The organism is Streptomyces sp. A012304, from assembly GCF_026008495.1.
Lineage (GTDB): Bacteria > Actinomycetota > Actinomycetes > Streptomycetales > Streptomycetaceae > Streptomyces.
Genome location: NZ_BQUN01000119.1, coordinates 1 through 14,780 on the forward strand (window position 1 = coordinate 1; position 14,780 = coordinate 14,780).

At 70.1% G+C, this 14,780-nt stretch carries 12 protein-coding genes and 2 pseudogenes; 5 read left to right on the forward strand and 9 right to left on the reverse strand.

Features of this window, described 5'->3' with window-relative positions:
- Positions 1 to 464 precede the first annotated feature (464 nt).
- The 3 genes from ALMP_RS31985 to thyX form a co-directional block, all read right to left on the reverse strand.
- Entirely contained in the window at positions 465 to 2,150 is a 1,686-nt protein-coding gene (locus ALMP_RS31985) for a ribonuclease J (protein ID WP_264934770.1), read from the reverse strand.
- A gap of 159 nt (positions 2,151 to 2,309) precedes the next feature.
- The gene (gene dapA, locus ALMP_RS31990; RefSeq protein ID WP_264934772.1) at positions 2,310 to 3,209 is read right to left on the reverse strand and encodes a 4-hydroxy-tetrahydrodipicolinate synthase; all 900 of its coding nucleotides are present in this window, start codon (positions 3,207 to 3,209) and stop codon (positions 2,310 to 2,312) included.
- 191 nt (positions 3,210 to 3,400) lie between these two features.
- The gene (gene thyX / locus ALMP_RS31995; RefSeq protein WP_264934774.1) at positions 3,401 to 4,135 is read right to left on the reverse strand and encodes an FAD-dependent thymidylate synthase; all 735 of its coding nucleotides are present in this window, start codon (positions 4,133 to 4,135) and stop codon (positions 3,401 to 3,403) included.
- A gap of 130 nt (positions 4,136 to 4,265) precedes the next feature.
- Here thyX and ALMP_RS32000 point away from each other — a divergent pair, with 130 nt between their 5' ends.
- Positions 4,266 to 4,502, forward strand: coding sequence for a hypothetical protein (locus ALMP_RS32000; RefSeq protein ID WP_264934776.1), 237 nt, complete (start codon positions 4,266 to 4,268; stop codon positions 4,500 to 4,502).
- A 126-nt stretch (positions 4,503 to 4,628) separates the two neighbouring features.
- A complete protein-coding gene (locus tag ALMP_RS32005; protein ID WP_264934778.1) occupies positions 4,629 to 5,183 on the forward strand; it encodes a hypothetical protein in 555 nt (184 codons plus the stop codon).
- Between the two features lie 68 nt (positions 5,184 to 5,251).
- On the opposite strand, the gene ALMP_RS32010 is transcribed toward ALMP_RS32005, so the two are convergent.
- The 5 genes from ALMP_RS32010 to rpsO form a co-directional block, all read right to left on the reverse strand.
- On the reverse strand, positions 5,252 to 5,695 hold the full coding sequence (locus ALMP_RS32010; RefSeq protein WP_264934780.1) for a hypothetical protein: 444 nt from the start codon (positions 5,693 to 5,695) through the stop codon (positions 5,252 to 5,254).
- Between the two features lie 13 nt (positions 5,696 to 5,708).
- Positions 5,709 to 6,461: a 4-hydroxy-tetrahydrodipicolinate reductase gene (dapB, locus tag ALMP_RS32015; RefSeq protein WP_264934782.1), complete on the reverse strand. Its 753-nt coding sequence runs from the start codon at positions 6,459 to 6,461 to the stop codon at positions 5,709 to 5,711.
- Positions 6,462 to 6,487: 26 nt separating this feature from the next.
- Positions 6,488 to 7,867, reverse strand: a complete 1,380-nt coding sequence (locus ALMP_RS32020) for a pitrilysin family protein (protein ID WP_264934784.1) — start codon at positions 7,865 to 7,867, stop codon at positions 6,488 to 6,490.
- The gene (locus ALMP_RS32025) at positions 7,864 to 10,104 is read right to left on the reverse strand and encodes a polyribonucleotide nucleotidyltransferase (protein ID WP_264934786.1); all 2,241 of its coding nucleotides are present in this window, start codon (positions 10,102 to 10,104) and stop codon (positions 7,864 to 7,866) included. The genes ALMP_RS32020 and ALMP_RS32025 overlap by 4 nt, the downstream gene beginning before the upstream one ends.
- A 351-nt stretch (positions 10,105 to 10,455) precedes the next feature.
- Positions 10,456 to 10,743 carry a 30S ribosomal protein S15 gene (gene rpsO / locus ALMP_RS32030; RefSeq protein WP_264934788.1) on the reverse strand — a complete coding sequence of 96 codons (288 nt, stop codon included), beginning with the start codon at positions 10,741 to 10,743 and terminating at the stop codon, positions 10,456 to 10,458.
- Positions 10,744 to 11,005: 262 nt separating this feature from the next.
- On the opposite strand from rpsO, the gene ALMP_RS32035 reads away from it, so the two are divergent.
- The gene (locus ALMP_RS32035; protein WP_264934789.1) at positions 11,006 to 11,299 is read left to right on the forward strand and encodes a DUF397 domain-containing protein; all 294 of its coding nucleotides are present in this window, start codon (positions 11,006 to 11,008) and stop codon (positions 11,297 to 11,299) included.
- Between the two features lie 94 nt (positions 11,300 to 11,393).
- Here ALMP_RS32035 and ALMP_RS32040 read toward each other — a convergent pair whose 3' ends face one another.
- On the reverse strand, positions 11,394 to 12,893 hold the full coding sequence (locus ALMP_RS32040; protein ID WP_264934790.1) for a PQQ-like beta-propeller repeat protein: 1,500 nt from the start codon (positions 12,891 to 12,893) through the stop codon (positions 11,394 to 11,396).
- 482 nt (positions 12,894 to 13,375) lie between these two features.
- On the opposite strand from ALMP_RS32040, the pseudogene ALMP_RS44515 reads away from it, so the two are divergent.
- Both ALMP_RS44515 and ALMP_RS32045 read left to right on the forward strand, forming a co-directional pair.
- Positions 13,376 to 13,504, forward strand: a pseudogene (locus ALMP_RS44515) (SCO5717 family growth-regulating ATPase); the annotation flags it as partial.
- Between the two features lie 345 nt (positions 13,505 to 13,849).
- Positions 13,850 to 14,780 (forward strand): annotated as a pseudogene (locus tag ALMP_RS32045) (topoisomerase II); the annotation flags it as partial.

A 14,780-nucleotide genomic window follows, 5' to 3' on the forward strand; every position in this document is an offset into this window, starting at 1 on the left:
CCTCCCGGCTCACAGCGTCCTCGCTGTGTTTTTTCAAAGGAACCTCATCCTCGGCGTTCACTGCAGGGGACGGGGTATCAACTAATCTGGCGTTGATTTTTGACACGCTGTTGAGTTCTCAAGGAACGGACGCTTCCTTTGTACTCACCCGAGAGACTCTCTCAGGCTTTCCTCCGGGCGCTTCCCTTCGGTCTTGCGTTTCCGACTCTATCAGATCTTTTCTCGATCCGATTTCCTCGGTGCTTTCCAGGTTCCCGCTTTTGTTTCGCGGTTTCCTTTCCGGCGGTTCCGACTTTATCAGAAGTTCTGAGTCGGTTTTCCCGGCCTCCGGGGAGTGGTCCGGGCGCGCAGGAGGCGTCCGGGTTCCCGTTCGGGCGGAGCCGTAAACGTACTGGAGCGGGGCGCCCCGATGCAAATCGAGGGGCCCCGCTCCGGGTTCACGCGTACGAGGGGTTGTTCGCGGGTCAGACCTCCACGACGACCGGGAGGATCATCGGCCTGCGGCGATAGTTGTCGGAGACCCACTTGCCCAGCGTCCGGCGGACGAGCTGCTGGAGCTGGTGGGGTTCGACCACGCCGTCCTGGGCCGAGCGTTCCAGGACCTCGGTGATCTTCGGGAGGACGGCCGCGAAGGCCGAGTCCTCGATACCCGAGCCGCGGGCCTGGACGTGCGGGCCACCGGTGATCTTGCCGGTGGAGGCGTCCACGACCACGAAGACGGAGATGATGCCCTCGTCGCCCAGGATCTTGCGGTCCTTCAGCGCCGGCTCGCCGACGTCACCGACCGAGAGGCCGTCGACGTACACGTAACCGGCCTGGACCTTGCCGGAGATCTTGGCCTTGCCCTCGACGAGGTCGACGGCCACGCCGTCCTCGGCGATGACGATCCTGTCGTGCGGGACGCCCGTCATGGCGCCCAGCTCGGCGTTGGCCCGGAGGTGGCGCCACTCGCCGTGGACCGGCATGAGGTTCTTGGGGCGGCAGATGTTGTAGAAGTACAGCAGCTCGCCCGCGGACGCGTGGCCGGAGACATGGACCTTGGCATTGCCCTTGTGGACGACGTTCGCGCCCCAGCGGGTCAGGCCGTTGATCACGCGGTAGACCGCGTTCTCGTTGCCGGGGATGAGTGACGACGCGAGGATCACCGTGTCGCCGTCGACGATGCGGATCTGGTGGTCCCGGTTCGCCATCCTCGACAGGGCCGCCATCGGCTCGCCCTGGGAGCCCGTGCAGACCAGGACCACGTCGTGGTCCGGGAGGTCGTCGAGGGTCTTGACGTCCACGACCAGGCCCGGCGGGACCTTCAGATAGCCGAGGTCCCTCGCGATGCCCATGTTGCGGACCATGGAGCGGCCGACGAACGCGACGCGGCGGCCGTATTCGTGCGCCGCGTCCAGGATCTGCTGGATGCGGTGGACGTGGCTGGCGAAGCTGGCGACGATGATCCGCTTGCGGGCGCCCGCGAAGACCTGGCGCAGGACGTTGGAGATGTCCCGTTCGTGCGGGGTGAAGCCCGGCACCTCGGCGTTCGTCGAGTCGGAGAGGAGGAGGTCGATGCCCTCCTCACTGAGCCGTGCGAACGCGTGGAGGTCCGTGAGGCGGTTGTCCAGCGGAAGCTGGTCCATCTTGAAGTCGCCGGTGTGCACCACCATGCCGGCCGGGGTGCGGATGGCCACCGCCAGGGCGTCCGGGATGGAATGGTTGACCGCGACGAACTCGCAGTCGAAGGGGCCGATGCGCTCGCGGTTCCCCTCCGCCACCTCCAGGGTGTACGGGCGGATGCGGTGCTCCTGGAGCTTGGCCTCGATGAGGGCGAGGGTCAGCTTGGAGCCGATCAGCGGGATGTCCGGCTTCTCGCGCAGGAGGTAGGGGACGCCGCCGATGTGGTCCTCGTGGCCGTGCGTCAGGACGATGCCCTCGATATCGGCGAGGCGGTCCCTGATGGACGAGAAGTCCGGCAGGATCAGGTCGATTCCGGGTTGCTCCTCCTCGGGGAAGAGCACTCCGCAGTCGACGATCAGCAGGCGGCCGCCGTACTCGAAGACGGTCATGTTCCGGCCGATTTCGCCGAGGCCGCCGAGCGGGGTGACCCGCAGGCCGCCTTCGGGCAGCGGCGGGGGCGGGCCCAGTTCGGGATGCGGATGACTCAAAAGACTCTCCTCACCACGCGCGCCACGTACCGGTCGGGCACGTGGCGCGCGTGACGTTCGTGCAGAAGCAGTTGTCGTTGTAAGTGCAGGCACCGGTGGCCCGCGGTATTCAGTTGTGAAGTCCCGTCGCGGCCCCTGCGGGCCGCGGGAAGTCTGTTGTCAGAGCTGTACCCCGCCCGCGGCAAGATCGATCTTGAGCTGCTCGATCTCTTCGGGAGAGCACTCGACCATGGGGGCGCGCAGCGGGCCGGCGGGCAGGCCCTGGAGGGCCAGCGCGGCCTTGGTGGTCATCACGCCCTGGGTGCGGAACATGCCGGTGTAGACCGGGAGCAGCTTCTGGTGGATCTCGGTGGCCTTCTGGACGTCGCCGGAGACGTGGGCGTCGACGAGGGCGCGCAGGTCCGGGGTGACGAGGTGGCCGACGACCGAGACGAAGCCGACCGCGCCGACCGAGAGCAGCGGCAGGTTGAGCATGTCGTCGCCGGAGTACCAGGCCAGGCCGGAGCGGGCGATCGCCCAGCTGGCGCGGCCGAGGTCGCCCTTGGCGTCCTTGTTGGCGACGATCCGGGGGTGCTCGGCGAGGCGGACGAGTGTCTCGGTGTTGATCGGAACGCCGCTGCGGCCGGGGATGTCGTAGAGCATGACCGGCAGGTCGGTGGCGTCGGCGACGGCCGTGAAGTGCCGGTAGAGACCCTCCTGCGGGGGCTTGTTGTAGTACGGGGTGACGACCAGGAGGCCGTGTGCGCCCGTCTGCTGCGCCGCGCGCGCCAGCTCGATGCTGTGGTGGGTGTCGTTGGTGCCGACGCCGGCCACGATGTGGGCCCGGTCGCCGACGGCCTCCAGGACGGCTCGTACCAGGTCCGATTTCTCCGCGTCGCTGGTGGTGGGGGACTCGCCGGTGGTGCCGTTGATGATCAGGCCGTCGTTGCCTGCGTCCACCAGGTGGGTGGCGAGCCGCTGTGCGCCGTCGAGGTCGAGTGCGCCATCCGCCGTGAAGGGCGTGACCATGGCGGTGAGGACCCGCCCGAAGGGGGTCTGCGGAGTGGAGGTCGGAGCCATGGGTTACACGCTACTCGTTGCTCAGAGCGGGGTCTGCCCTCGGGGCGGGCGACAAGTCGTGACAAAGGTGGAACCCGGCACTGCCTGCTCGGGGGTTCAAGCAGTGCCGGGTCCGTTTGATCAGGCTAGATGAATTTCACTAAATGCCGCAATACGGACACTTCGCACGGCTGATCCGTACATACGTCTCCTTACGGGGCGACACGTCCGTTGGCGTTGAAGGCGGCGTAGGTCAGGGGCATGAGCTTCGCCCACTCGGCTTCCATCCGCTCGCCGACCATCTCGATCTCCCGCTGCGGGAAGGACGGCACCTTGGCCAGCTCGTGCTGGGTGCGCAGGCCCAGGAAGTGCATCAGGGAGCGGGCGTTGCAGGTGGCGTACATCGAGGAGAACAGGCCGACCGGGAGGACGGAGCGGGCGACCTCGCGGGCGACGCCCTCGGCGAGAAGCTTCTGGTAGGCGGCGTACGCCTGCTGGTAGGACTCCTCCAGGACCCGGCTGACCGTCGCGTGCTGGCCGGAGGTGCCCTCGACGAAGACGTACTTGCCGGGGCGGCCCTGCTGGACGAGCTTGCGGGTCCGGTCGGGGGTGTAGAAGACCGGCTGGAGCTCCCGGTAGCGGCCCGACTCCTCGTTGTACGACCAGCCGACGCGGTGGCGCATGAACTCGCGGAAGACGAAGATCGGGGCGCTGATGAAGAAGGTCATCGAGTTGTGCTCGAAGGGGCTGCCGTGGCGGTCCCGCATCAGGTAGTTGATCAGGCCCTTCGAGCGCTCGGGGTCCTTCTGCAGCTCTTCGAGCGACTGCTCGCCGAGGGTCGAGACACGGGCGGCAAACAGGACGTCTGCGTCCGAGGCGCTGGATTTGACCAGCTCGACGGTCACATCGCTGCGCAAGGAGAGGTTGGGGTCGCCGGCGGGGGTCACGGAAGGTCCTTCCCATCACATCTGGAGTCGGCGCCCACTTTACGGGGCGTGCGCGGCACCATTCGTGGCACTCGTTCGTCTGTGTTGATGACAGTTGATCCCTCCGAGACCCGAAAGGAGCGGTCTCTCCATGTTCCGTCGGCGTGAACCCGTCCCCTTCGCCTTCCTCGCCGAGGCCGACCGGTTCCGCAGCAATGTCGCTCCCCCGCCCCCTGAGCGGGCGTCGCTCGGCCAGATGGCCGGGCGCTGGCTGCTGGGGCTCACCATCGTGGCCGCGCTGGTGGGTTCCCTGGTCATCGGGATGCCGGCGCTGACCCTGGACCACTCGGCGCAGAACCAGCAGTCCCAGGCGTCCCAGGGGCGATGACTCCTCCTCCCACCGTCCGAATGGCGTGGCAGGCACCCCCATGAGGCCCCCGAAGGTGGTGAGGGCAGGCACAGGCGGATAGCCTCACCGGTCACAGCCCACGCATGGATCGAGTGAGGACCAGCCGTGCCCCTGCCCTTCCTGACGGCCGACCGCGCGCTCGAGGCCGCGGACGACGTCGCGTTGCCCTTCGACGACCGTGACCGCTGGCGGCGCCCCTACCGCCCCGGCCCCTGGCGTGTCGGTGTGGCCGCGGTGTGTCTGCTGCTCGCCTCGTACGTGCTGTTCGCGGCGGTCGTCATCGCGCTGACCGACTCGATGTCGGAGGCCGGCGTCGTCTTCGGTCTCTCGCTGCTGGTGATCGCCGGGGCTCTGCGGCTGCTGCGCGTGGGTGTGTGGGTGAGCGGGCGCGGGCTGCGGCACGTGCGGTTCTTCGCCACGCGGACGGTGACGTGGAACCGGGTCCTGGCGGTGCGGACCGCTCAGCAGCCGGTGCGCTGGCTGGGGCTGCCGCGGACCGTGCAGGGCCAGGCCCTGACGCTCGTACGGCGGGACCGGCCGGCGGATCAGGCCGCGACGCTGCTGACCACGCACGGGGCGGACTTCCTGGCGCGGACCGAGGCGTTCGACCGGGCCGCGGACGCTGTGGAGGCGTGGGCCGAGGAGCACCGCCACCCCTGAGCGGCTGACGTACCCGCCAGTGGGCCCGGTCGGCAGGTTGCTGCGGACCGGGCCCACTGGTGTGTGCCTCAGCGTGAGGTCTGGTGCAGTGCGATGGCGCGTTGCATCGCCTTGCGGGCGCGCGGGGTGTCCCGGGCGTCGTGGTAGGCGACGGCGAGGCGGAACCAGCTGCGCCAGTCGTCGGGGGCCTCCTCGGTCTCCGCCTTGCGCAGGGCGAAGACCGCGTCGGCCGAGTCGCGGTCGATACGGCCGCTGGGGGTGCGCTTCAGCTCGTCGACCGGGAGGCCCCCCTCGGCCTCGAGCTCGGCGGCGAGGGCGTTGGCCCTGCGGACGAACTGGGTGTTCTTCCACAGGAACCACACGCCGATGACCGGCAGGATCAGCACCGCCACGCCGAAGGTGACGGTCAGAACCGTGCCGGACTGGATGAGCATGACACCTCGGCTGCCGACCAGGCCGAAGTAGAAGACCAGGACGGCGGCCGTGAGGGTGTAGGAGAGCTTCGCGCGCATGGGGGTCGGGGGCTCAGTTCAGGTCGAGGAAGTGTTCCAGGCCGAAGGTCAGGCCCGGGGTCGTCACCACGCGGCGGGCGCCGAGCAGGATGCCCGGCATGAAGCTGCTGTGGTGCAGGGAGTCGTGCCGGACGGTGAGGGTCTCCCCCTCGCCGCCGAGCAGGACCTCCTGGTGGGCCAGCAGGCCGCGCAGGCGGACCGCGTGCACGGGGACGCCGTCGACGCTCGCGCCGCGGGCGCCGTCCAGGGCGGTGGCGGTGGCGTCCGGGGCCGGGGCGGTGCCGGCCGCGCGGCGGGCCTCTGCGATGAGCTGGGCGGTGCGCGTGGCGGTGCCGGAGGGGGCGTCCACCTTGTTGGGGTGGTGCAGCTCGACGACCTCGACGGACTCGAACCAGGGCGCGGCGATCTGCGCGAACTTCATGGTCAGTACGGCCCCGATGGAGAAGTTCGGCGCGATGAGCACGCCCGTCTCCGGGGACCGCTCCAGCCAGCCCTTCAGCTGGGCGAGGCGCTCGTCGGTCCAGCCGGTGGTGCCGACGACGGCGTGGATGCCGTGCCCGACGCAGAAGTCGAGGTTGTCCATGACCGAGGCCGGAGTGGTCAGTTCGACGGCGACCTGGGCGCCGGTCTCCGTCAGGGTCTCCAGCTTGTCGCCCCGGCTCAGGGCGGCCACCAGCTCCATGTCCTCGGCGGCCTCGACCGCCCGTACCGCCTCGGAGCCGATCCGGCCCTTGGCGCCGAGGACCGCCACGCGCAGCTTGCTCATGTCTCTTGCTTCCTTACGGGAGGGGGTTAGGCGACGGCCTCGTGCAGGCGCGCCGCCTGCTTGTCCTTGAGCGGGCCGATGACCGACAGCGACGGGCGCTGTCCCAGGATGTCGCGGGCCACCGAGCGGACCTCGTCGGGGGTGACCATCGCGATCCGGGTCAGCATCTCGTCGACCGACATCTGCTCGCCCCAGCACAGCTCGCTCTTGCCGATGCGGTTCATCAGCGCGCCGGTGTCCTCCAGACCGAGGACCGTGGAGCCGCGGAGTTGGCCGATGGCGCGACCGATCTCGTCCTCGGACAGGCCGTGCTCGGCGACGTGGTCGAGTTCGTCGCGGCAGATCTTCAGCACGTCGTGGACCTGCGAGGGCCGGCAGCCGGCGTACACGCCGAACAGGCCGCAGTCGGCGAAGCCGGAGGTGTACGAGTACACGCTGTAGGCCAGGCCGCGCTTCTCGCGGACCTCCTGGAAGAGCCGGGAGGACATGCCGCCGCCCAGGGCCGTGTTCAGCACGCCGAGCGCCCAGCGGCGGTCGTCGGTGCGGGCCAGGCCGGGCATGCCGAGGACGACATGCGCCTGCTCGGTCTTGCGGCCGACCAGTTCCACGCGGCCGGCGGTGCGCAGGGCGCGCCGGCCCTCGCGCGGGCCGATGGGTGTGGCGGCGGGGTCCTTGAGGGCGCCGGCCTTCTCGAAGGCGGCGCGGACCTGGCGTACGACCTTGTTGTGGTCGATGTTGCCGGCGGCCGCGACCACGAGGTGGGTGGGGTCGTAGTGCTTCTTGTAGAAGCGGCGGATGCGGTCGGCGGTGAGGGCGTTGACCGTGTCGACGGTGCCGAGGACGGGGCGGCCGAGGGGGTTGTCGCCGAACATGGTGTGCGCGAACAGGTCGTGCACGCAGTCGCCGGGGTCGTCCTCGGTCATCGCGATCTCTTCGAGGATCGCGCCGCGCTCGACGTCGACGTCCTCTTCGCGGATGAGGGAGCCGGTCAGCATGTCGCAGACGACGTCGATGGCGAGCGGCAGGTCGGTGTCGAGCACGCGCGCGTAGTAGCACGTGTACTCCTTCGCCGTGAACGCGTTCATCTCGCCGCCGACCGCGTCGATGGCGGAGGAGATGTCCAGGGCGGACCTGCGGGTGGTGCCCTTGAAGAGCAGGTGCTCCAGGTAGTGGGTGGCGCCGTTCAGCGACGGGGTCTCGTCGCGGGAGCCCACGTGCGCCCAGATGCCGAAGGTGGCGGAGCGCACGGACGGGAGGGTCTCGGTGACGATGCGCAGGCCGCCGGGGAGGGTGGTCTTGCGGACGGTCCCGATGCCGGCGTGGCCCTTGATCAGGGTTTGGGTACGGGCGACGGCCCGCGCCTCCGAAGAGGTGCGGGCCGTCGCCTTGGAGCTACTCGACGTCACTGGTCGGCGTCGTCCTTCTGGTCAGCGGCGGAGCCGCTGTCGGATGCGGTCTCGTCCTCGCCCTCGATCACGGGGATCAGCGAGAGCTTGCCGCGGGAGTCGATCTCGGCGATCTCGACCTGGACCTTCTGGCCCACGCCGACGACGTCCTCGACGTTCTCCACGCGCTTGCCGCCGGCCAGCTTGCGGATCTGCGAGATGTGCAGCAGACCGTCCTTGCCGGGGAGCAGGGAGACGAACGCGCCGAAGGTCGTGGTCTTGACGACCGTGCCCAGGTAGCGCTCGCCGACCTCGGGCATCGTCGGGTTGGCGATGCCGTTGATCGTGGTGCGGGCGGCCTCGGCGGAGGGGCCGTCGGCGGCGCCGATGTAGATGGTGCCGTCGTCCTCGATGGTGATCTCGGCGCCGGTGTCCTCCTGGATCTGGTTGATCATCTTGCCCTTCGGGCCGATGACCTCGCCGATCTTGTCGACCGGGATCTTCACGGTGATGATCCGCGGCGCGTTGGGGGACATCTCGTCCGGGGTGTCGATCGCTTCCATCATCACGTCGAGGATGTGGAGGCGGGCGTCACGGGCCTGCTTCAGGGCCGCGGCCAGGACGGAGGCGGGGATGCCGTCCAGCTTGGTGTCGAGCTGGAGGGCGGTCACGAACTCCTTGGTGCCGGCGACCTTGAAGTCCATGTCGCCGAAGGCGTCCTCCGCACCGAGGATGTCGGTGAGGGTGACGTAGTGCGTCTCGCCGTCGATCTCCTGGGAGATCAGGCCCATGGCGATACCGGCGACGGGGGCCTTCAGCGGCACACCGGCGTTCAGCAGCGACATGGTGGAGGCGCAGACCGAGCCCATGGACGTCGAGCCGTTGGAGCTGAGCGCCTCGGAGACCTGGCGGATCGCGTAGGGGAACTCCTCACGCGTCGGCAGGACCGGCACGAGGGCGCGCTCGGCGAGGGCGCCGTGGCCGATCTCGCGGCGCTTCGGGGAGCCGACGCGGCCGGTCTCGCCGGTGGAGTACGGCGGGAAGTTGTAGTTGTGCATGTAGCGCTTGCGCGTCACCGGCGACAGGGTGTCGAGCTGCTGCTCCATGCGGAGCATGTTGAGGGTGGTGACGCCCAGGATCTGGGTCTCGCCACGCTCGAACACGGCGGAACCGTGGACGCGCGGGATGGCCTCGACCTCGGCGGCCAGCGTACGGATGTCCGTGACGCCACGGCCGTCGATGCGCTTCTTCTCCTTGATGACGCGCTCACGGACCAGGGTCTTGGTCAGCGAGCGGTACGCGGCGGAGATCTCCTTCTCGCGGCCCTCGAACTCCGGCAGGAGCTTCTCGGCGGCGAGCGCCTTGACGCGGTCCAGCTCGGCCTCGCGCTCCTGCTTGCCCGCGATGGTCAGGGCGGAGGCCAGCTCCGGCTTGACGGCGGCGGTCAGCGCCTCCAGGACGTCGTCCTGGTAGTCGAGGAAGATCGGGAACTCGCCGGTCGGCTTGGCGGCCTTCGCGGCGAGGTCGGCCTGGGCCTTGCAGAGCACCTTGATGTAGGGCTTCGCTGCCTCCAGACCGGCGGCGACGACCTCCTCGGTCGGCGCCTCGGCACCGCCCTCGACGAGCTTGATGGTCTTCTCGGTGGCCTCGGCCTCGACCATCATGATCGCGACGTCGCCGTCCTCCAGGACACGGCCCGCGACGACCATGTCGAAGACGGCGTCCTCGAGCTCGGTGTGCGTCGGGAAGGCCACCCACTGGCCGCGGATCAGCGCGACGCGGACGCCGCCGATCGGGCCGGAGAAGGGCAGACCGGCCAGCTGCGTGGACGCGGACGCGGCGTTGATCGCGACGACGTCGTACAGGTGGTCGGGGTTGAGCGCCATGATGGTGGCGACGACCTGGATCTCGTTGCGCAGGCCCTTCTTGAAGGACGGGCGCAGCGGGCGGTCGATGAGGCGGCAGGTGAGGATGGCGTCCTCGGAGGGGCGGCCCTCACGGCGGAAGAAGCTGCCGGGGATCTTGCCGGCGGCGTACATCCGCTCCTCGACGTCCACCGTGAGGGGGAAGAAGTCGAGCTGGTCCTTGGGGTTCTTGGAGGCGGTGGTGGCCGACAGCACCATGGTGTCGTCGTCCAGGTACGCCACGGCGGAGCCGGCGGCCTGCTTGGCCAGGCGACCCGTCTCGAAGCGAATGGTGCGGGTGCCGAAGGAGCCGTTGTCGATGACGGCCTCGGCGTAGTGGGTCTCGTTCTCCACTAGCGTTTCTCCGATACTTTTCGTCTTTTGTCCCCGTCTACCCGTGTGGCAGGGGGACGATGGCGGAGAAGCGCTCCGTGCGGTGCGGACCGGTCTTCGATCGAAGCACCCGGGGGTTCCTTCCCCCGGGGGCCACTACCGAGGACCGGTGGCGGCGAGGTGCGCTTCTCCTCGTTCTGTGTCGTACGGCGTGTGGGTGCCGTACGGCGTTTCGTGTCGTGTGTATCCGTGTCGTGCCTATTGCGTTGTGCTACCACACTACAAAGCGCGGGTGACACTCCGCATGTTTCCGGCACGTACGGCAAAGGGAGCGGTCCCGAGTCCTTCGGGAACCGCTCCCTTCACGGCGTCCTACTTGGCGCCCGCCGCACCGCGACGGATGCCGAGGCGGTCGACCAGCGTACGGAAGCGCTGGATGTCCTTCTTCGCCAGGTACTGCAGCAGGCGACGGCGCTGACCGACCAGGATCAGCAGACCCCGGCGGGAGTGGTGGTCGTGCTTGTGGGTCTTGAGGTGCTCGGTCAGGTCGGAGATCCGACGGGACAGCAGAGCGACCTGGACCTCGGGGGAGCCGGTGTCACCGTCCTTGGTACCGAACTCGGAGATGATCTGCTTCTTCACTGCGGCGTCGAGCGACACGCGTACTCCTCATGATCTGTGGATGGCCACCGAGTGCCCCCGGTCTGCGTCTCGGGGGAGCTTCCGTTACTCGGGAGGCGGGGATCCGCTGGGCGCGGCCTCCAGAGCGGCGCTCCGGGGGTGCGTACACAAACGGCCGTCAACCAGGGTACCAGCAGGTTGGACCGGCCTTTTCCTCGGTTCCGGAATCGCCCGGGCGGCGCGGGCTCTGCCGCTAGGGTGAACGGTTGGATCATCCGTATGCCGGAAGGGGGCGCACGCAGTGGCGGAGGAAACGGTGGAGGACAGGAAGGCCCGCAAGGAGCGGGAGCGGGACGAGCTGTACTCGATGGACATCTCGGGCGTCACCTGGGAGTGCGCGCCGGGTACGGAGGAGCACGAGGAGCGTGTGGAGATCGCCCGCCTGCCCGGCGGGGCGGTGGCGATGCGGTCCTCGCTCGACCCGGACACCGTGCTGCGCTACACGGAGGCCGAGTGGCGGGCCTTCGTGCTGGGCGCCCGTGACGGCGAGTTCGACCTGAAGCCGGCGCCGCACAACGGCGGGCTGGACCTGTAGGAACGGGTGGGGTGGCCGGGGGCGGGCGGGAACGTCGTGTCCCCGCGCCGCGGCCCCGGCCCGCGCGAAGCCGGTCCGCGGTGGCGCCCGGCCGTCAGTGCTCGAGGCCCGCGCCGGCGATGCCGACGATCATCAGGACCGGGTCCTTGGGCTCCTCGTCGTCGCGGACCAGCTCGCGTTTGGCGAAGAAGGCCCGCCCCTGTTCGAAGACGATGTCCGACTCGTCCGGGTCGCTGAGGTCGGCCTCGGAGTCCTCGGGCAGGCTGAACAGCAGGAGCGGGGTCTCCTTGTCGGTGCGCGCGTTCCAGCTCACCACGGCCGCCGGTGCCACGGCGCCGGCGCCCCGCCGGTAGATCAGCAGGTCGTCGCCGCTCATCCGCAGCGGATAGACCATCTGCAGTTCACGCCCCTCGAACTTGCCCTGCGTCTTGCCCGTCCTGACGTCGAACGCCACGATCCAGTCGGACGGCTGACCGGTCGCGATGTTCTCCTTGCTCATGACGAAGAGCTGGTCCCGTCCCACGACCATGCCGTCGCAGTTCTCCACCACGCCGAAGAGCGGCCGGGAGAAGTACCGGGCGCCGCACTTGGCCTCGTAGCCGCTCAGCGCGATGGACGCCTGGTGCTTGCCCTTGTCGTCGAGGGTGATCAGGTCCGTCACCGAGATGTCCCCGGCCGCGACGGCGAGGACCGGCGGGGAGGAGGAGGGCAGGTAGACGGAGTCGACGCCGCGCGCCACCCGGTACGTCCACTGGGCCTTGCCGGTGCGCGGGTCGAGCTTCTGCACCTGGTACGTGGCGTCGGGCGCCTCTCCGCAGCTGAGCAGCGCGAGCAGGGCGCGTCCGCCGGCGAAGCCCTTGTCCTCGCAGGCCGAGGTCGTCGTGCCGTTCCAGAGCTGCTTGCCGTCCTTCATGTCGTAGGCCACCGAACCCCGGCCCCAGGCCACGGCGACGACGCCCTCGGTCAGGGTGAGGTTGGTGTTGGTGACGTAGGCGAAGTTCGCCGACGGCATCTTCTTCTGCCACACCTTCTTGCCGGTGTTCAGGTCGACGAGGACGACCTGGTCGCAGACGCCTTCCTTCTCCGCCCCCTTGGCCTGCGGGGGCTGGATGACGACCGCGGTACGGCCGTCGGCGGTGACGTGCCTGGTGGTGGCGCAGAGGTGGCCGTCCAGCTTGAGGGTCCAGGCCACGGTGTCGTTGAGGGAGTCGGTCTTGTAGGCCTCGATGCGGTCGGCGACGCCCTTCGCGACGAGCTTTCCGACGGCCCAGGTGCCGGGCGCGTAGCGCGGGTTGGTGTCGGTGCTCTGGGCGAGGTTCTCCTCGTCGTGCTCGACCACCAGCATCCCCTCGGGCGAGGCGGGGACCTTCTCGACCGTCTCCCTGACCTCGTCCGGCGCCTGCCGGGTCGCCGTCGGCTTCTTGTCGTCCTGGGTTTCGCCGGAGCCGTACCACAGCAGGCCGCCGCCCGCGGCTAGAACGGTGAGGACCAGGGCGATGACCGCGCCGAGCATCCGCCTGCGGCGCTTGGCCCGGTCACGGTCGGCCGTGAGGGCGGACTCGGTGTAGATCGAAGGAGGCGGGCCGAAGCTCACGCGCGGAAGTTCCTTTCGGTGTCGGGGGCGTGGTGAACCGCGTGCGCTGCTTCGCAGGGGTGTGGGCCGCCCTCGGTGATCGGACCGCCCTACTATGCCTGGCGCTCTCGGGGGAGTTGAGGGCCGGGTGGAGCGTGTGTCCCGCAAGCGCCGTGTGCGGGCGCCTACTTGCGGCATGTTGTGAACAAAACGGGGTCAAGATGCGGTTTCCTCATGCGACATGACGGATATCTGCGCACCTGGAGGGAGTTCGGGAGCGCGGCGGACGGGGGCTCGGGGGTGGACGGGCCTGCCGGGGTGAGGCACCTGATGATTAGGCTGGTACGGGGCGCGATGCCGGAACCCGTGGTGTGGCGTCGACGTCTCCGGGGGAAGGGCCGACGCTCGGACGACCTCAGACCGCCTCGGACCACTACGGACGACAAGAAGAACGGCCGCCCCGGCACCACGCACGACGGTGGGCGACCACACCAGGAGGAACTGTGAGCAGCGATCGGGACGGGATCCGCGGGGGCTGGGCGACACCCGGCGATGACCAGCCCGACGCGGAGTCCGCCGTCGAGACGACGGGCGAGTTCACCATCGACTACGCGCCGCCTGCCTGGTACACGCAGAACGCCGCCGGGGCACCAGGCGGGCCCGGGCAGGAGCCGGCGTCGGCTCCGCCGTCGGCCGCGGCTGCGCCCGCGCCTCCCGCGCCGCCCACCGCTCCTACGCCTCCGGCGCCTCCCGCGCCGGAGAGCGGGACGCCCGGGGCGCCGTTCGCTCCGCCGGTGCCGCCGGGGCCCGGTGCGCCCTTCCCGCCGCCCGTTCCCGGGTCCGTTCCCTCGGCTGGGGCTCCGGCTGGGCCGGGGATGCCGTTCACTCCTCCCGCTCCGCCCGCGCCGGGGGTTCCCTTCACGCCGCCCGCCCCGCCCGCGCCCCCCGCGGCGCCGCCTGCCGCCGAGCCCGTCGCGGTGCCCGGGCTGCCGGAGAACAGCGGGTTCGAGCCGCAGCAGCCTCCGTCCGAGGCGCCGGACACCGACCCCTCCGAGGACGGCGGTTCCCGGAGCGGGGACCTGGAGAGCGGCGCCACCATGCGTTTCTCCGCGGTCGCCCTCAAGCGGCAGATCGCGGAGAAGGCGGCTGAGGCCGAGGCAGAGGCCGACAAGACCACCGAGCAGGAGCAACAGCAGGAGCGGGAGAAGGAGCAGGACGAGACGGAGGAGGGCGTCGCCGGGACCGGTCAGGAGAGCGACGTCGAGAGCGCGTCGGACGATGCCGTGTCCGACAGCGATTCCTCCCCTGCCGAGCCCGAGGACTCCGCCCAGGACGAGGCGGAGGACCCGGTGAGCGAGGACGCCGACGCCGTGGAGGACGCGGTTTCGGCGCCGAGCCCGGCCGCGGATGAGGAAGACGCCGTGGCGCAGGACGAGACCACCGCCGACGAGACCGCCGACGACGAGCCCTCGGACGCCGTACCGACGGACTCCGTACCGACGGATGCCGCGCCGACGGACGCCGCACCGGCAGACGCCGACGAGCCTCGGGACAGCGTGCCGCAGGACAGCGGCCCCCGGGACGCCGTGCCCCAGGACTCCGTGCCGTCCGCCTGGGCTCCTCCCCCGCCGGCCCCGCAGAGCGGTGTGCCGCCGCTGCCGCCGTCCTACGAGCCCGCCGCGCCCGCCCCGGCGGCGCAGTGGCCCGCGCAGCCGCAGCCGGTGGACGCCGCCGCGGCTCAGCAGCCGCCCGCGCCGCCCGCCTGGAATCCGCCGGCCGCGCCGCCGCAGCCCCCGGCCCCGCAGCCGGGATACGGCTTCCCGCAGCCGCCCGCGCCCGACGCCCAGCCCGGCTACGGCTTCCCCCAGCCCCCGGCCGCTCACGCCCAGCCCGGCTACGGCTTCCCGC

Bases quoted from the DNA above. Each gene is read 5' to 3' on its own strand.
- dapA (WP_264934772.1), bottom strand. From the start codon at position 3,209: ATGGCTCCGACCTCCACTCCGCAGACCCCCTTCGGGCGGGTCCTCACC.
- ALMP_RS32000 (WP_264934776.1), top strand. From the start codon at position 4,266: ATGTTCCGTCGGCGTGAACCCGTCCCCTTCGCCTTCCTCGCCGAGGCC.
- ALMP_RS32010 (WP_264934780.1), bottom strand. From the start codon at position 5,695: ATGCGCGCGAAGCTCTCCTACACCCTCACGGCCGCCGTCCTGGTCTTC.
- dapB (WP_264934782.1), bottom strand. From the start codon at position 6,461: ATGAGCAAGCTGCGCGTGGCGGTCCTCGGCGCCAAGGGCCGGATCGGC.